This is a genomic window from Streptomyces chiangmaiensis (assembly GCF_036281785.1).
Taxonomy (GTDB): domain Bacteria; phylum Actinomycetota; class Actinomycetes; order Streptomycetales; family Streptomycetaceae; genus Streptomyces; species Streptomyces chiangmaiensis.
In genome coordinates, this window is the sequence record NZ_JAYWVC010000172.1 from 1 (window position 1) to 16583 (window position 16583).

The 16583-nt window shown below is 69.4% G+C and carries 14 protein-coding genes and 1 pseudogene; 12 read left to right on the forward strand and 3 right to left on the reverse strand.

What is annotated here, in order from left to right; genetic code table 11:
* The 11 genes and pseudogenes from VXC91_RS33180 to VXC91_RS33230 all read left to right on the forward strand — a co-directional run.
* Positions 1-230 (forward strand): annotated as a pseudogene (locus tag VXC91_RS33180) (spermidine/putrescine ABC transporter substrate-binding protein); the annotation flags it as partial.
* A 10-nt stretch (positions 231-240) separates the two neighbouring features.
* Positions 241-1131, forward strand: coding sequence for an ABC transporter permease (locus VXC91_RS33185; protein ID WP_329511064.1), 891 nt, complete (start codon positions 241-243; stop codon positions 1129-1131).
* 15 nt (positions 1132-1146) lie between these two features.
* Positions 1147-1962, forward strand: a complete 816-nt coding sequence (locus VXC91_RS33190; RefSeq protein WP_329511065.1) for an ABC transporter permease — start codon at positions 1147-1149, stop codon at positions 1960-1962.
* A 147-nt stretch (positions 1963-2109) separates the two neighbouring features.
* Positions 2110-3108 (forward strand): LacI family DNA-binding transcriptional regulator, encoded by a 999-nt coding sequence (locus VXC91_RS33195; protein ID WP_329511066.1) that lies wholly within the window; start codon positions 2110-2112, stop codon positions 3106-3108.
* 110 nt (positions 3109-3218) lie between these two features.
* Positions 3219-4565: an ABC transporter substrate-binding protein gene (locus VXC91_RS33200; protein ID WP_329511067.1), complete on the forward strand. Its 1347-nt coding sequence runs from the start codon at positions 3219-3221 to the stop codon at positions 4563-4565.
* A 5-nt stretch (positions 4566-4570) separates the two neighbouring features.
* Positions 4571-5527 carry a carbohydrate ABC transporter permease gene (locus VXC91_RS33205; protein WP_329511068.1) on the forward strand — a complete coding sequence of 319 codons (957 nt, stop codon included), beginning with the start codon at positions 4571-4573 and terminating at the stop codon, positions 5525-5527.
* Positions 5524-6399 (forward strand): carbohydrate ABC transporter permease, encoded by an 876-nt coding sequence (locus tag VXC91_RS33210; RefSeq protein WP_329511069.1) that lies wholly within the window; start codon positions 5524-5526, stop codon positions 6397-6399. The genes VXC91_RS33205 and VXC91_RS33210 overlap by 4 nt, the downstream gene beginning before the upstream one ends.
* 35 nt (positions 6400-6434) lie before the next feature.
* Complete coding sequence (locus VXC91_RS33215; RefSeq protein ID WP_329511070.1) at positions 6435-8042, forward strand: glycoside hydrolase family 13 protein; 1608 nt, start codon at positions 6435-6437, stop codon at positions 8040-8042.
* A 302-nt stretch (positions 8043-8344) separates the two neighbouring features.
* A complete protein-coding gene (locus VXC91_RS33220) occupies positions 8345-9004 on the forward strand; it encodes a hypothetical protein (protein WP_329511071.1) in 660 nt (219 codons plus the stop codon).
* A gap of 530 nt (positions 9005-9534) precedes the next feature.
* The gene (locus tag VXC91_RS33225; protein WP_329511072.1) at positions 9535-11586 is read left to right on the forward strand and encodes a phosphocholine-specific phospholipase C; all 2052 of its coding nucleotides are present in this window, start codon (positions 9535-9537) and stop codon (positions 11584-11586) included.
* An 85-nt stretch (positions 11587-11671) separates the two neighbouring features.
* Positions 11672-12508, forward strand: a complete 837-nt coding sequence (locus tag VXC91_RS33230; RefSeq protein WP_329511073.1) for a phospholipid scramblase-related protein — start codon at positions 11672-11674, stop codon at positions 12506-12508.
* A 71-nt stretch (positions 12509-12579) separates the two neighbouring features.
* Here the strand turns inward: VXC91_RS33230 and VXC91_RS33235 are convergent, their stop codons facing one another.
* Both VXC91_RS33235 and VXC91_RS33240 read right to left on the reverse strand, forming a co-directional pair.
* Entirely contained in the window at positions 12580-13569 is a 990-nt protein-coding gene (locus tag VXC91_RS33235; protein ID WP_329511074.1) for a DMT family transporter, read from the reverse strand.
* Positions 13566-14393, reverse strand: a complete 828-nt coding sequence (locus VXC91_RS33240; protein WP_329511075.1) for a phosphatase PAP2 family protein — start codon at positions 14391-14393, stop codon at positions 13566-13568. Before VXC91_RS33240 ends, VXC91_RS33235 begins: the two co-directional genes overlap by 4 nt.
* 203 nt (positions 14394-14596) lie before the next feature.
* Between VXC91_RS33240 and VXC91_RS33245 the strand changes: the two genes are divergently transcribed.
* Positions 14597-15211, forward strand: coding sequence for a TetR/AcrR family transcriptional regulator (locus VXC91_RS33245; protein ID WP_329511076.1), 615 nt, complete (start codon positions 14597-14599; stop codon positions 15209-15211).
* A 162-nt stretch (positions 15212-15373) separates the two neighbouring features.
* On the opposite strand, the gene VXC91_RS33250 is transcribed toward VXC91_RS33245, so the two are convergent.
* Positions 15374-16384: a DUF2510 domain-containing protein gene (locus tag VXC91_RS33250; RefSeq protein WP_329511077.1), complete on the reverse strand. Its 1011-nt coding sequence runs from the start codon at positions 16382-16384 to the stop codon at positions 15374-15376.
* Between the last annotated feature and the right edge of the window lie 199 nt (positions 16385-16583).

Genomic DNA, 16583 nt, shown 5'->3' on the forward strand with positions numbered 1-16583 from the left:
CCAACGCCCAGGTTGCCGAGTACTTCGGTGAGGCCCCGTCCAACGCCAAGGCGTGCGACGAGACCAGCGACAAGAACTTCTGCACCACCTTCCACGCCGCGGACACGGCCTACTGGAAGAACGTCGCATTCTGGAACACGCCCATCGAGCAGTGCCTCGACGGCCGTACGGACGTCAAGTGCGTGCCGTACGCCAAGTGGGTCCAGGCGTGGACCGAGATCAAGGGCTGAGGGCACCACGATGACCGCCACCCTGCCTGCCGCCGGACGGTCCCCCGTCCGGCGGCTCGCCGGGCTGCTGCACCGCCGTCCAAGGCTGCGGCTGTCCCTGCTGCTGACCGCTCCCCTGCTGTGGCTGGCCGTGCTGTATCTCGGCTCGCTCGCCATCCTGTTCGTCTCGGCGTTCTGGACGACGAACTCCTTCACCTCCGAGGTGGTGAAGGTCTGGTCGACGGACAACTTCCACGCGCTGTTCAGCACGCCCGTCTTCCGCCAGGTGATCCTGCGCAGCATCGGCGTGGCCCTGGCCGTCACCGCCCTGTGCGCGGCGATCGCCTTTCCGCTGGCCTTCTTCACCGCGCGAGTCGCCCGGCCCAGGTGGCGGCCTCTGCTGGTCGTCGCCATCCTCACGCCGCTGTGGGCGAGTTACCTGGTGAAGGTGTACGCGTGGCGGCTGATCCTGTCCCAGGGCGGGCTCGCCGACTGGATGCTGAAGCCGTTCGGCCTCAGCGGCCCGGGCTTCGGCCTCCCGGCCACGGTCATGACGCTCACCTACCTCTGGCTGCCGTACATGATCCTGCCGATCCACACGGCGCTGGAGCAGCTGCCCGCGGGCCTGCTGGACGCATCGGCCGATCTGGGGGCGCGGCCCGGCCGCACCTTCCGCTCCGTCGTCCTGCCGATGGTGCTGCCCTCGGTCGCCGCGGGCTCGGTCTTCACCTTCTCCCTGAGCCTCGGCGACTACATCACCGTGCAGATCGTCGGCGGCAAGACCCAGTTGATCGGCAACCTCGTCTACTCCAACATCGAGCTCAACCTGCCCATGGCCGCCGCCCTGGGCACGGTCCCGGTGGTGGTCATCGTGCTGTACCTGCTGGCGATGCGCCGCACGGGCGCGCTCAGCAGCCTCTAGAAGAGGTCCCTCGTCATGCAACTGTCCCGTTCCGCGCGTATCGCGCTGCGCATCGCGGCCGGAATCGGCTTCGCGGTCATCTACGTCCCGCTCGCGCTCGTCCTGGTCAACTCCTTCAACCCCGACCGCAGCGCGAGCTGGCCGCCACCCGGCTGGACGGTCCACTGGTGGTCGGTGGCCTGGGAGAACGCGGGAGCCCGCAACGCGCTGTGGGTCTCGGTGAAGGCGGGCCTCGGCGCCACGGCGATCGCTCTGGTGCTCGGCACGCTGATCGCGTTCGCGGTGGCCAGGCACCGCTTCTTCGGCCGTGACGCCCTCTCCTTCGTCGTCGTGCTGCCGATCGCGCTGCCCGGCATCGTCACCGGCATCGCCCTCAACTCGGCGTTCGGTACGGTGCTCGAGCCGCTCGGCGTCGGCCTCGGCCTGTTCACCGTGATCGTCGGACACGCCACCTTCTGCATCGTCGTCGTGTTCAACAACGTGGTCGCGCGACTGCGCCGTACCGCCGGCACGTACGAGGAGGCGGCGATGGACCTGGGGGCGGACACGTTCCGGGCCTTTGTCGACGTCACCTTCCCGCTGGTGCGTTCGGCGCTGTTCGCGGGCGCGCTGCTGGCCTTCGCGCTGTCCTTCGACGAGATCGTGGTGACGACGTTCACGGCCGGACCCGGCATCGAGACCCTCCCGATCTGGATCTTCAACAACATGACCAGGCCGCAGCAGGCCCCGGTCGTGAACGTGGTGGCGGCGGTGCTCGTGCTGCTGTCGGTGATTCCGATCTACATCGCCCAGCGGCTGTCGGCGGACACGGCCACGGAGAGCCGCATCTAGAGCGAGTGGTCTGCGGCGCGCTCCGCGCCGCAGGCATTCGGGCCGCTGTCGACGACCCCGGCCCGGGGATGCGCCTCGCCGGATCGATGGGCATTGATCTTCCTCATCACGCAAGCGGCTTGCATTTCTTGCGCTATTCTTGCGCGCATGACGCGACGACTTGCTGAAGTGGCGAAAAAGGTCGGGGTCAGCGAGGCCACGGTCAGCCGGGTGCTCAACGGCAAGCCGGGTGTCTCCGAGACCACCCGGCAGTCGGTGCTCTCCGCACTCGACGTCCTCGGCTACGAGCGGCCCACGCAGCTGCGCGGCGAGCGGGCCCGGCTCGTCGGGCTCGTCCTCCCGGAGCTGCAGAATCCCATCTTCCCGGCGTTCGCCGAGGTCATCGGGGGCACGCTGGCACAACTCGGACTGACTCCCGTGCTGTGCACCCAGACCAAGGGCGGCGTCTCCGAGGCGGACTACGTGGCGCTGCTGCTGCAACAGCAGGTCTCCGGCGTCGTCTTCGCCGGCGGCCTGTACGCGCAGGCCGACGCTCCGCACGGCCACTACCGACTGCTCGCCGACCGGAACATCCCGGTGGTGCTGGTCAACGCGGCCATCGAGCACCTCGGTTTCCCCGGCGTCTCCTGCGACGACACAGTGGCCGTCCAGCAGGCGTGGCGCCACCTCGCCTCGCTGGGGCACGAGCGGATCGGGCTGGTGCTCGGGCCGGGGGACCACGTCCCGTCAGCACGCAAGCTCGCGGCGGCGCGGGCGATCGCCGGGGAGCTGCCCGACGAATTCGTCGCCCGGACCATCTTCTCGATCGAGGGCGGACACGCGGCGGCGGCCAAGCTCATCGACCGGGGGATCACCGGCTTCATCTGCGCCAGCGACCCGCTGGCGCTGGGGGTGGTGCGGGCCGCCCGCCGCCGGGGCCTCGACGTCCCGTCGCAGATATCCGTCGTGGGCTACGACGACTCGGCGCTGATGAACTGCACGGAACCGCCTCTCACCACCGTCCGGCAGCCCATCGAGTCGATGGGGAAGGCCGCCGTCGAGTTGCTGAACGCACAGATCGGAGGCAGTTCCGTACCGGCCGACGAGCTGCTGTTCGAGCCCGAACTTGTGGTCAGGGGGTCGACTGCGCAAGCGCCTCGTTTCTGAGATCCGGTCTGCTGTCGAATAATTTCAGATTCTGCGCGACATCTTGCGGCCTGCTGCTGTCGGTGCTTGAGTGTGCGGCGCCCACTGCTCCTGCCCGAAGGGGTCCACCGATGAGAAGCACCGGGATTCGCCGTACCTTCGTCGCGCTCAGCGTCTGTTCGCTCGCCCTCGCCGCGTCCGCATGCGGATCCGACGGTGACTCGGCGAGCGGCAAGACGCGTGTCACGGTCAACTGCGAGCCGCCCAAGAGCGCCAAGGTGGACCGCAAGTTCTTCGAGGAGGACATCGCGTCCTTCGAGAAGAAGAACCCGGACATCGACGTCGTCGCCCATGACGCGTTCCCCTGCGAGGACCCCAAGACCTTCGACGCCAAGCTCGCGGGCGGTCAGATGGAGGACGTGTTCTACACGTACTTCACGGACGTCAAGCACGTCGTCGACACCGGGCAGGCGGCCGACATCACCTCGTACGTCAAGGAGTTGAAGAGCTACAACACCCTGCTACAGCAGCTGCGGGACATCTACACCGTCGACGGCAAGGTCTACGGCATCCCGCGCACCGGCTATTCGATGGGGCTGATCTACAACAAGAAGCTCTTCGAGAAGGCCGGCCTCGACCCCGAGAAGCCTCCGGCCACCTGGGAGGAGGTCCGCGCCGACGCCAAGAAGATAGCCGCGCTCGGCAACGGGACCGTGGGCTACGCCGACTACAGCGCACAGAACCAGGGCGGCTGGCACTTCACGGCCGAGCTGTACTCGCAGGGCGGGGACGTCGTCAGCACCGACGGCAAGCAGGCCACCATCGACACCCCCGAGGGCCACGCCGTGCTGCAGAACCTGCACGACATGCGCTGGACCGACAACTCCATGGGCAGCAAGCAACTCCTCGTCATCAACGACGTGCAGCAACTGATGGGTTCGGGGAAGCTCGGCATGTACCTCTCCGCCCCCGACAACATCCCGATCCTGGTGAAGGAGAAGGGCGGCAACTACAAGGATCTCGCGATCGCCCCCATGCCCGGCGGCAAGGGCACGCTGATCGGCGGGGACGGCTACATGTTCAACAAGAAGGCCACCCCGGAGCAGATCCGGGCCGGACTGAAGTGGCTTGACCACATGTTCCTCGCTCCGGGCAAGGGCTTCCTCGGCGACTACGCGCGCGCCAAGCAGAACAACGCGCCGGTCGGCCTCCCCGAGCCCCGGCTGTTCACCGGCGCCGCCGACGCCAAGGACCAGGAGGTCAAGAAGGCCAACGCCAACGTTCCGGTGGAGAACTACCAGTCCTTCCTCGACGGCAACCAGGCGCTTCAGATGAAGATCGAGCCGCCGAACGCCCAGCAGATCTACTCCGTTCTCGACGGTGCCGTCTCCGCCGTCCTCACCAAGAAGGACGCCGACATCGACCAGCTCCTCGAGGACGCCTCCGGCAAGATCGACGGCATCCTGGCCCGGGGCTGACGGCGATGACGAAGACGGCTGCACGGAGGACCGCCTCGGCGGTCCCCGTACACCCGGTCCCGGCGCCGCCTCCGGTAGGGGGGCGGAGGCGGCGCCGTCTCGCCGGCCAGGCCCGCGCATACGGATTCCTCCTCGGCGGGCTGGTCTGCTTCGCCATGTTCTCCTGGTACCCGGCGATCCGCGCGCTCGTGATCGCCTTCCAGAAGTACACGCCGGGATCCCCGCCCGAATGGGTCGGCACCGCCAACTTCTCCCGTGTGCTGCATGATCCGGAGTTCGGCGCCGCCTGGCGCAACACACTCGTCTTCACGCTGCTGGCTCTGCTGATCGGCTTCGCGGTCCCCTTCGTCCTGGCCCTCGTCCTGAACGAACTGCGCCACGCCAAGGCGTTCTTCCGGGTCGTGGTCTACCTGCCGGTGATGATTCCGCCGGTGGTCAGCGCCCTGCTGTGGAAGTGGTTCTACGACCCGGGAGCCGGCCTCGCCAACGAGGCGCTCCGCTTCCTGCACCTGCCCACCTCGAACTGGACCAACGGCGCCGACACCGCCCTGGTCTCGCTGGTGCTCGTGGCGACCTGGGCCAACATGGGCGGCACCGTCCTGATCTACCTGGCCGCGCTCCAGTCCATCCCCGGCGAGCTGTACGAGGCCGCCGAACTGGACGGCGCGAACCTCCTTCAGCGCATCAGGCACGTGACGATCCCGCAGACCCGGTTCGCCATGCTCATGCTGATGCTGCTGCAGATCATCGCGACGATGCAGGTCTTCACCGAGCCGTTCGTGATCACCGGCGGCGGCCCGGAGAGCGCCACGGTCACCGTCCTCTACCTGATCTACAAGTACGCCTTCCTCTACAACGACTTCGGCGGTGCCTGCGCGCTGAGCGTCATGCTGCTGGTGCTGCTCGGCCTCTTCTCCGCCTTCTACCTGTGGCTGACCCGCTCCGGAGGGGAGGACGCATGAGTACCCGGACCCTCGTCTCGTCGGCCGCCCTGGCCCGACCGCGCGGCCGGGCGGTGTACTGGACCGTGTTCACCGGCGTCGTCGTGCTGTTCACGCTCGCCTTCCTGTTCCCCGTGTACTGGATGATGACCGGCGCGATGAAGTCGCCGGACGAGGTGGCCGAGACCCCGCCGACACTGATCCCACGGCACTGGAACCTGGGTGGCTACACCGACGCCTGGGACCTCATGCAGCTTCCGCAGCATCTGTGGAACACGGTCGTCCAGGCCGCCGGAGCCTGGCTGTTCCAGCTGGTGTTCTGCACGGCCGCCGCCTATGCGCTGTCCAAACTGAGGCCCGCCTTCGGCAGGGTGATCCTCGGCGGCATTCTCGCCACCCTGATGGTCCCGGTCCAGGCGCTGGTGGTGCCCAAGTACCTGACGGTGGCCGATCTGCCGCTGCTCCACATCAGCCTGCTCAACGCCCCCCTCGCGATCTGGCTCCCCGCGGTCGCCAACGCCTTCAACCTCTACCTCCTCAAGCGGTTCTTCGACCAGATCCCACGGGACGTCCTCGAGGCCGCCGAGATCGACGGCGCCGGCCCGCTACGCACTCTGTGGTCGATCGTGCTGCCGATGTCGCGACCGGTCCTCGGCGTGGTGTCGATCTTCGCGCTGGTCGCGGTGTGGCAGGACTTCCTGTGGCCTCTGATGGTCTTCTCCGACACCGACAAGCAGCCGATCAGTGTGGCCCTGGTCCAGCTCTCGCAGAACATCCAGCTGACCGTGCTCGTCGCCGCGATGGTGATCGCCAGCATCCCCATGGTCGCGCTGTTCCTCGTCTTCCAGCGGCACATCATCGCCGGGATCAGCGCGGGCAGCACGAAGGGCTGACACGCCCTCCTCCCCGAAACAGAAAGGCATGCACAGTGGGACAGCCCACCCCTGCCCGGAAAGACAAGGACTGGTGGCGCTCCGCCGTCATCTACCAGGTGTACGTCCGCAGCTTCGCGGACGGCGACGGGGACGGCACCGGGGACCTGGCGGGCGTCCGCGCCAGGCTGCCGTACCTCGCCGAACTCGGCGTGGGCGCACTGTGGTTCAACCCCTGGTACCTGTCACCGATGAAGGACGGCGGCTACGACGTCGCCGACTACCGCGCCGTCGACCCCGCCTTCGGTACGCTCGCCGAGGCCGAGAAACTGATCGCCGAGGCGCGGGAACTGGGCCTGCGCACCATCGTCGACATCGTGCCCAATCATGTCTCCGACCAGCACCCATGGTTTCAGGCAGCGCTCGCCGCGGCACCCGGCAGCCAGGAACGCGAACTGTTCCACTTCCGGCGCGGACGCGGTGCGGGCGGTGAACTCCCGCCCAACGACTGGCCGTCCCAGTTCGTCGGCTCCACCGAGCCCGTGTGGACCCGGCTGCCCGACGGCGACTGGTACCTTCACCTGTTCACACCCGAGCAGCCGGACCTCAACTGGGCCCATCCGGCCGTCCGCCAGGAGCACGAGGACATTCTGCGTTTCTGGTTCGAGCGTGGCGTGGCGGGCGTGCGCATCGACTCGGCGGCCCTGCTCGCCAAGGATCCCGCCCTGCCGGACTTCGTCGAGGGCCGCGACCCCAGCCCTTTCGTCGACCGCGACGAACTCCACGACATCTACCGCTCCTGGCGGGCGGTGGCCGACGACTATGACGGAGTCTTCGTCGGGGAGGTGTGGTTGCCGGACGCCGAACGGTTCGCGCGCTACCTGCGCCCCGACGAGCTGCACACGGCGTTCAACTTCTCCTTCCTCTCCTGCCCCTGGGACGCGGCGCGCCTGCGCAGCTCGATCGACACGACGATCGCCGAGCACGCCCCGGTGGGTGCCCCCGCCACCTGGGTGCTGTGCAACCACGACGTGACCCGCACGGTCACCCGGTACGGCCGTACGGACACCGGCTTCGACTTCTCCGCCAAGGCCTTCGGCACCCCCACCGACCTCGCCCTCGGCACCCGCCGGGCGCGGGCCGCCGCACTGCTGTCCCTGGCCCTGCCCGGCGCGGTCTACGTCTACCAGGGTGAGGAACTGGGGCTGCCCGAGGCCGATGTGCCCGTGGACCGCATCCAGGACCCGATGTACTTCCGTTCGGGCGGCACGGATCCGGGCCGTGACGGCTGCCGGGTCCCGCTGCCCTGGGCGGCCGAGGCGCCGCACGCCGGTTTCGGCTCCCGTGAGGAGCCATGGCTGCCGCAGCCGGCCGACTGGGCGACATACGCCGCCGACCTCCAGGACCGGGACCCCGGCTCGATGCTCGCCCTCTACCGCGAGGCGATCCGGCTGCGCCCCGCGTTCGGGGACGGCCCGCTGACCTGGCTGCCCGCCCCCGAGGGTGTCCTCGCCTTCACCCGGGCCGACGGCGTGAGCTGCGTGGTGAACCTTGCCGGCACACCCGCCGACCTCCCCCCGCACAGCCGGCTTCTCCTCGCCAGCGACCCGTTGGACGACCGGGGCCGGCTGCCCCAGGACACGGCGGCCTGGCTGCACGTCTGAGCCGCTGTGCCCCTCGACACCATCGTGACGTCTGCTCCAGTGAGTATTCGAGCCCGCGTACGACCATAGATACTCGTTCCGCCCAGGGTGAGCGCGCGCTCACCGGGCCGTGCGGCTCCAGAGCCGGTCGGCGCCCCTCGTAGCCCGCCCGGACCAGCAGGCGCGCAACCCTGGCATGCGTGCGGCAAGGTGTTGGGGGAGGTTTCGGGCACATCCGTCTGCCGGCCGCGCCCCACGGCATGCCGCCAGGAACGCGTGTCCACCGGGGCCGAACAGCAACGTAGGGCGCGCCGGGAGGATTTATGCACGAGAAGCTGCTGAGCAGGATCGCCGACGAGCTTCTGCGCCTGCGCCACGACTCGTCGCACTCCTCACAGGACCGGACCGCGCCTCCGGGCTTCGGGCTGGACCGTGTGCTGGTCAGCGACTTCGTCGCCGGTTCGCTCGACCCGCAGCGCGAGGCGGAACTCGCCGACCAGGTGGCGCGGCTGGTGCCGTTCCACTGGGGCCTGCCCAACACACTCGCCTCGGCGATGTCGGAACTCATCGAGCACCTCGGTGGTCAGAGCCGGCTGATGGTCTGGCTGGACCGGTACCCGGGTCTGCCGCGACTCGTGGCGCGGCTGTACGTCCTCCTGGGTCTCCTCGACGGATTCAGCGAGAACACCGCGGTCGTCGGCGCCCTGCGGGAGTTCAGGGAGCGGACGCCCTATCCGCCGGGCCTCAAGGGCTGCCTGGTGCCGGAAACGGACGACGAAACCCTCGCCGGCATCGCCTTCAAGATCGAGGAGCTGCTCGGCGACGGCCGGAGAAAGGAGGCCGTCGAGCTGTCGCTGGCCACGGCGGCGTGGCTCCAGAAGGTGGCGCCGCGTGCCGAGGAACTCGACCCCTCCGTCGGTGACATGGGTGAGCTGATGGAACACGTCCGTCACGACATCCAGGCCGAGGCGGTCAGTGCCTGATCCTCGACCATGGCGGCCTCTTCAGTGCGGCAATCGGGATGGGAACTCCTCAGGTTTGATCGTGGGGCCTCTCTCGATCTTCACGACGGGGATGACGTCGCCGTCGTACCGGACAACCGGTGTCGCCACCACACCGTAGGAATCGAAGTCCCCTCTGCGGGCACGGCTCCGCCCTGCGGCGGGCTCGACGGGGCGGATCCCGCCGGCCGCGGCTCCCCGTCGCGTCGACGTCGGCGTTGCGCTACTCGACCACGGCCTCCGCCGGGCGCACCCGGACGGTGGCCGAGCGAGCGCGAGGCGGCAACCTATCCGGACAAGTAGCTGCCTGGGAAGACCACTCCAGCTCGAGTACCTGCGGTTCAGTGCAGTGTCGGCAGCACGTGCTGCGCACAGGAACACCACTTGTACCGGCGACTTTCACATGCGCGCCATCGAACCCTTCCTTGACGTTTGTTGCCCTTGGAACACTCGCTGCGCGGACGTTTCCTCATGTTCCGGCCATCCGCACCAGGATGAGAGGTCCATCAGTCATGACCGAAGTCAACCGGCGCAGATTCCTCCAACTCGCAGGCGGTACCGCCGCGTTCACCGCGCTCTCCAACAGCATCGAGCGCGCCGCGGCCCTTCCCGCGCACCACCGCTCCGGCACGATCGAGGACGTCGAGCACATCGTCGTCCTCATGCAGGAGAACCGCTCCTTCGACCACTACTTCGGCACGCTCAGGGGTGTCCGCGGGTTCGGTGACCCGCACCCGGTGACTCTCCGGAACGGCAAGTCGGTCTGGCATCAGTCGGACGGGTCGAAGGACATCCTCCCCTTCCGCCCCGAAGCCGACGACCTGGGTCTGGCCTTCATCCAGGACCTTCCGCACGGCTGGAACGACGGCCACGCCGCCTTCAACGGGGGCAAGTACGACCAGTGGGTGCCCGCCAAGTCCTCGACGACGATGGCGTACCTGAAGCGTGAGGACATACCCTTCCACTACGCGCTCGCCGACGCCTTCACCATCTGCGACGCATACCACTGCTCGTTCATCGGCTCCACCGACCCGAACCGCTACTACATGTGGACGGGCTACACGGGCAACGACGGCAAGGGCGGCGGTCCGGTCCTCGGCAACGACGAGGCAGGCTACAGCTGGACCACCTACCCCGAGCGCCTGGAGAAGGCCGGGGTCTCCTGGAAGATCTACCAGGATGTCGGCGACGGGCTCGACGCGAACGGCTCCTGGGGCTGGATCCCGGACGCCTACCGCGGCAACTACGGCGACAACTCGCTGCTCTACTTCAAGCAGTACCAGAACGCCCAGCCCGGCGACCCGCTGTACGACAAGGCCCGCACCGGCACCGACGCCCGCACGGGCGAGGGCTTCTTCGACCAGCTCAAGGCGGATGTCAAGGACGGCAAGCTGCCGCAGATCTCCTGGATCGTCGCCCCCGAGGCCTTCACCGAGCACCCCAACTGGCCCGCGAACTACGGCGCCTGGTACGTCTCCCAGGTGCTCGACGTCCTCACCTCCGACCCGAAGGTCTGGGCGAAGACGGCCCTGTTCATCACCTACGACGAGAACGACGGCTTCTTCGATCACCTGGTCCCGCCGTTCCCGCCCGCCTCCGCCGCGCAGGGCAGGTCCACGGTCGACGCAGGCCCCGACCTCCTCGAGGGCGACGCCTCCCATGTCGCCGGTGCGTACGGGCTCGGCCAGCGCGTGCCGATGCTCGTCATCTCGCCGTGGAGCAAGGGCGGCTACGTCTGTTCCGAGACCTTCGACCACACGTCCGTCATCCGGTTCATGGAACGCCGCTTCGGCGTGCACGAGCCGAACATCTCGCCCTGGCGGCGTGCGGTCTGCGGTGACCTGACCTCGGCGTTCGACTTCTCGCGCAAGGACACCAAGCCGGTGTCGCTCCCGGCCACGGACGGCTACGAGCCGCCGGACCACGACCGCCACCCCGACTACGTGCCGACCACGCCCGCCCACTCGGTGCTGCCCAAGCAGGAGCGAGGCCTTCGGCTCAGCCGCCCGCTCAGGTACGCACCCCTCGTGAACGCCTCCGCGGATGCCACCGCCGGGAAGCTCACGCTCACCTTCGCCTCCGGCGCGCACGCGGGTGCCGCGTTCCTCGTCACCTCCGGCAACCGCACCGACGGCCCGTGGACCTACACCACCGAAGCCGCCAAGACGGTGTCGGACACCTGGGACTCCGCGTACTCCGGCGGCTCGTACGACCTGACCGTGCACGGCCCGAACGGCTTCCTGCGCGTCTTCAAGGGTCCCGGCAAGCAGGCGGGTCCCGAGGCCACCGCGAGGTACACCGGCGACGACGTCGAGCTGACCCTCGTCAACGGGGGCTCCCGCACGGTGAAGCTCAAGGTCGCCAACGGGTACGGTGGGAAGACGAAGACGTTCACGGTACCGCCCCGGGCCACCGTGAAGTACACCGTCGACCTCGGGGCGAGCAGCCGCTGGTACGACCTGACCGTGACGTCCGACGCCGACCCGTCCTTCCTGCGCCGTCTCGCGGGGCACGTCGAGAACGGACGGCCGGGCACGAGCGACCCCGCGATGGTCACGGAGTAGACATGCGGCGAACGCTGTACGCGCGGAGGGTCCACTGTTGCGGGGGGCTGGCCGGGAACCGGTGCGGTCGAGGTAGTGTGCCCGGGTGACCACGCAATCGAACACTCCTGCAGGCTGGTACCCGGACCCGCACGGCGCGCCCCAGACCCTGCGGTACTGGGACGGTGCCCAGTGGACCCAGCACACCCACGCGGAGGCACCGGGCCAGGCTTCGAACCAGGTGCCGCAGCAGGCGTACGGTCAGCAGGCCGCGGCGCCGGATCCGCGCGTGCAGCGCCAGGTGCAGCAGCAGGCCGGAGTCGCCCCGAGCGGCTCCGGCGGCGGCACGCTCTTCACCGAACCGGTGCTGGTCGTGAACCAGAAGGCAAAACTGATCGAGCTGACGAACGAGTACAGCGTCTTCGACCAGAACGGCAACCAGCTCGGCTCGGTCACCGAAATCGGGCAGAGCGCGCTGAAGAAGGCCCTGCGTTTCGTCTCCAGCGTCGACCAGTTCCTGACGCACAAACTGGAGATCCGCGACGCCTACGGGCAGCCGCAGCTGGTGCTGACCCGGCCCGCGAAGTTCCTGAAGTCACGGGTCGTCGTGGAGCGTCCGGACGGACAGCCCGTGGGTGAGATCGTCCAGCAGAACATGATCGGAAAGATCAACTTCGCGATCAACGCGGAGGGCCGGCAGGTCGGCGCGATCAAGGCGGAGAACTGGCGCGCCTGGAACTTCGCGATCGTCGACCACGCCGACAACGAGGTCGCCCGGATCACGAAGACCTGGGAGGGCCTGGCGAAGACGATGTTCACGACCGCGGACAACTACGTCCTGCAGATCCACTACCAGCTGCCCGAACCGCTGCTGAGCCTGGTCGTGGCCACCGCGCTGACCGTGGACACGGCACTCAAGCAGGACTCCCGGGGGTTCGGCTGAGCCCCGCCGCAGCTGCACAGGACAAAGACGGCGGCCGGCGCGTGCACAGACGCGCCGGCCGCCGTTTTGTTTCACGCCGTGAGGTGCTCCGGCGGCGCGGGCGCCGCTTGCTGGGGCAGCAGGGAGGGCTCGTAGGGGACCGGCCGGGGCTCCAGCGCGAGCACCGCCGCGACGGGACGGCCCTCGTCCGTGGGTGTCTCGACGGGATCGGGCGCCGACCGAGACAGCGCCAGCACGCCCCATGACGCAATTGCGGCGCCCGCCACCGCGAGGAGCAGGCCCGCCGCGCCGCCCTGGAGGCGTTCACCCAGCAGGGAGAGCCCGATCACCGCCGCGGCGACGGGGTTGGCGAGGGTCACCAGCGCGAGCGGCGCGCCGAGACCGTCCCGGTATGCCGACTGCGACAGCAGCAGCCCACCCGTCGCGAACGCCGCGACCAGCAGCGCCACCACGACGACCTGCGGACTGAGCAGCGATTCCGAACGGTCCGTCGCCGCCACCGTCACCGTCTGGGTGAGCGCCGAGGCGACACCGGAGGCGAAGCCCGACGCGGTCGCGTGCCGCAGTCCGGGACGGGAGCCCGCGGCGGTCCCGCGGGCGGAGCGAAGCCGGGACGTGGGGAGGGTCAGCAGACCGATCAGGGCAGCGGTGGTGCCCGCCACGGCCAGGGCCTCCGGCGGGCTGAGGATGTCGTCGGGTTCGGGTCCGGACGCCGTCACCAGAAGCGCGGCCAGACCGATCAGTGTGAGCGCCGTGCCGCGCCACTCCACCGCGCTGACCCTGCGGCCCGCGGCCCGCGCTCCCAGCGGCACCGCGGCCACCAGTGTGAGCGCGCCCAGTGGCTGGACCAGCGTCAGCGGACCGAACTTGAGGGCGGCCACGTGCAGCAGCGCGGCGGATGCGTTCAGCACGACCGACCACCACCAGGCGGCGTGCCGGAGCAGCCGCAGCACGCCGGCGCCGGAGGTGCGCGCGGCGAGCCGCTCCTGGGCCACGGCCGCGGTCGCGTACGCGACCGCGGAGAACAGGGACAGGACGACCGCGAGGAGCGTGGCGCTCATCGGCCGGCTCCCACCAGGCCCGGGCCATCGGCGTTCGTGGGCCTGATACGCCGCGGCGCCGGCACGGGTCGCGGCACCGCTCCGGTCGTTCCCCGCGAGGTCGGCGACGGGGCGTGGACCACGGTCAGCGCGATACCGAGCAGCAGGGCCGCGACGACGGCGTCCAGCCAGTAGTGGTTCGCCGTGCCGACGATCACCACCAGGGTCAGCAGCGGATGCAGCAGCCACAGCCATCGCCACCGGGACCGGGTCGCCGTGATCAGGCCGATCGCCACCATCAGCGCCCAGCCGAAGTGCAGTGAGGGCATGGCGGCGAACTGGTTCGCCATCGAGTCGGCCGCGGGCCGCGCCCCGTACACAGTCGGCCCGTACGCCTGGCCTGTGTCCACCAGATGGGCCACGTCGAGCATCCGTGGAGGGGCGAGGGGAAACGTGAGGTGCAGTGCCAGTGCGGCACTCGTGAGCAGGGCGAGGATCCGGCGGGCCCACAGGTAGTGCGCGGGGCGCCGCAGGTAGAGCCAGGCCAGGAAGGTCACGGTGGCCGTGAAGTGGACGGCGACGTAGTAGGTGTTCGCGGTGCGGACGAGGGTGTCGCCGTGCAGCAGTGCGGACTGCACGGCGCCCTCGTCGGGCAGATGGAGGGAGCGCTCCCAGTGCCAGACCCGGTGCGCGTTGTGGATGGCCTCACCGGTGTGGCCGTTGGCCAACTGCCGACCGAACTTGTAGACGAGGAAGAGCCCTGCTACCAGCAGGAACTCGCGGATGAGGGGAGGCCGGGGTATCGCGGCTGCTCCGTCTCCTTCAGGCTCGGTACGGGAATGCATCCCCCGGCCCCTTTGCTGACAGTACGTGCGTGGGGTGGTGCGTGGTGAGCCCAGGACAGGACCCACTCGACAGTCGAGTGGGTCCTGTCCAAGGCCCATCGATACGCCAGTGTACCGATACGCACTCGTACCGGTACACTGGCGTATCGATATACTGGTGTGAAGCGGCCCACGGGCCGGGGCCACGACCGAGGAGCAACGTCATGACGTCGCAGGCAGTGGATGCACCGGACACGGTTGCCTCCTCGCGCCGTTCCAAGATCACGCCCGAACGCGAGCGGGAGTTCTTCGACGCCGTTCTCGAGCAGATCCGCTGTTGCGGCTACGAGGCCGTCACCATGGAGGGCGTGGCCGCCAGCGCCCGGTGCAGCAAGTCGACGCTGTACCGGCAGTGGAAGACGAAGCCCCAGTTCGTCGCGGCCGCCCTCAGGGCCACCCGCTGTGTCCGGATCGCGGGCATCGACACCGGCTCTCTGGCCGGGGACCTGCGCGCCGCCGCACGGGCCGCAGCGGAGTGGTCCCGTCGCGACAGCACGCTGTTCCAGGCCCTCGGTCCCGCCGTGATGCAGGACCCGGAGCTCGCCAAGGCACTGCGCGAAGCCCTCGTCGAGCCCGAGGTCAAGGCCCTGCAGGAGATCATCGTGCGCGGCGTGGAACGCGGAGAGGTGCCCGCCGGTCATCCGGCGCTGGAGTACATCCCCGCACAGTTGCTGGGCCTGCTGCGACTCCGCCCGATCTTCGAGGGACGGTACGCGGACGAGGAATACCTCACACGCTTCGTGGACGCGGTGATGCTCCCCGGGCTCGGACTCACATGAGACCCAGGCCGTCGTCCGCGGGATGACCGGACGTCGGCCTGCTCGCGCCGCACCGTGGGGACGGGGGCGGCGCACCACCGGGCCGGGTGGGGTTCCTCTTGAGCGGAGGGGAACCCCGCCCGGCCGCATCGCATCCGGCCGGGCGAAAAACGCGGAGGCGGCTCAGGCGTTCTGACCGTTGCCGCTCGCCGACGACGCCTTGATTCCCTTGGTGATCTGGTCCAGGACGGACGGCGCCGGCGCGTTCGCCCCCACGTCGATGCCGAAACGGACGACGACCAACTGCTTGGCGTCGGCAGGCGACGGGAAGACCAGCGATTCGACGTAGCCGTCAGCGCCGTCCTTGGTGATCGCCTTCCAGCGGACCATGTAGCCCTGCCGGCCGGCCACGTTCACCGCCTTCGAGGCCAGCACCTGATGTGATGTGATTCCGCCGTAGGACGTGCCTCCGTAGGACTCCTGGGCGTTCTTGGCGATGTCCTGCTTGGCCGCCGCCTCGGCCGAGGCGGCCGTCAGCCCATGAGCGTCGGCGGACGCCGAGTACGCCCCGCCGGTGTTGCATGTCTTTGATGTGTCACCGGGGCATTTGTACTCGCCCTTCGACTGGATGGCCGCGCCTCCGTCGGTGATCCCGCCCCTCCAGCCGTCCGGCACGGGGATGCTGATGCCGTTGAACGGGTCGAGGGCGTATCCGTCCTCGGTCTGCGGGGCACCCGGCCGGCCGGGTGCGGGCGTCTGGCCGCCCGAGCCCCCGGAGCCCCCGAACCCGTCCGAACCACCGGATCCGCCCTGGTCGCCGAAGGGACCTCCACCGCCCTGCCCTCCTTGGCCGCCCGCGCCCTCGGAGCCCGCGGAGCTGCGGCCCCCGCCGTCGTGCGCGGTGAGCGCGTACACACCGCCGCCGACTCCCGCGAGGACCACGATCGCCGCCACGACGGCCGCCGCGGTGCGCGTTCCACGCCGCGCCGGGGCGGGGGCGGCACCCGGATACGGGGTGACGCCGAGCAGGGTGCCCGGATGAGCGACGACCGTCGGCGGACCCGACGCGGCGGACGGGTCCGCGGGGCGGGTCCGGTCCGTCCATGCCGTTCCGTCCCACCAGCGCTCGGTGGCGGGCGCGTCACTTGTCTGCCCGGGATCGGGGTACCACCCGGGAGGAGTCACCTGCGTCATGGACCCACCGTAAGAGGCATGCGTGAAAGACGGATGAGAGCGTCCACCGACTGCCGAGGGCCGGCGCGCCGCCGCCGGACTCCGACAGGAGCCTGGCGAGCGGCGCCGCGGCACCCGCCCCGCCCGGAACGCCGGCGCCGCCGGGAACGAATGTCGTTGCGCGGACGTCATTCGATCCGGTCGTCCGGTCGTCCGGTCG

Coding starts and splice junctions, on each gene's coding strand:
- VXC91_RS33185 (WP_329511064.1), top strand. CDS start 241: ATGACCGCCACCCTGCCTGCCGCCGGACGGTCCCCCGTCCGGCGGCTC.
- VXC91_RS33190 (WP_329511065.1), top strand. CDS start 1,147: ATGCAACTGTCCCGTTCCGCGCGTATCGCGCTGCGCATCGCGGCCGGA.
- VXC91_RS33195 (WP_329511066.1), top strand. CDS start 2,110: ATGACGCGACGACTTGCTGAAGTGGCGAAAAAGGTCGGGGTCAGCGAG.
- VXC91_RS33200 (WP_329511067.1), top strand. CDS start 3,219: ATGAGAAGCACCGGGATTCGCCGTACCTTCGTCGCGCTCAGCGTCTGT.
- VXC91_RS33205 (WP_329511068.1), top strand. CDS start 4,571: ATGACGAAGACGGCTGCACGGAGGACCGCCTCGGCGGTCCCCGTACAC.
- VXC91_RS33210 (WP_329511069.1), top strand. CDS start 5,524: ATGAGTACCCGGACCCTCGTCTCGTCGGCCGCCCTGGCCCGACCGCGC.
- VXC91_RS33220 (WP_329511071.1), top strand. CDS start 8,345: ATGCACGAGAAGCTGCTGAGCAGGATCGCCGACGAGCTTCTGCGCCTG.
- VXC91_RS33225 (WP_329511072.1), top strand. CDS start 9,535: ATGACCGAAGTCAACCGGCGCAGATTCCTCCAACTCGCAGGCGGTACC.
- VXC91_RS33235 (WP_329511074.1), bottom strand. CDS start 13,569: ATGAGCGCCACGCTCCTCGCGGTCGTCCTGTCCCTGTTCTCCGCGGTC.
- VXC91_RS33240 (WP_329511075.1), bottom strand. CDS start 14,393: ATGCATTCCCGTACCGAGCCTGAAGGAGACGGAGCAGCCGCGATACCC.
- VXC91_RS33245 (WP_329511076.1), top strand. CDS start 14,597: ATGACGTCGCAGGCAGTGGATGCACCGGACACGGTTGCCTCCTCGCGC.
- VXC91_RS33250 (WP_329511077.1), bottom strand. CDS start 16,384: ATGACGCAGGTGACTCCTCCCGGGTGGTACCCCGATCCCGGGCAGACA.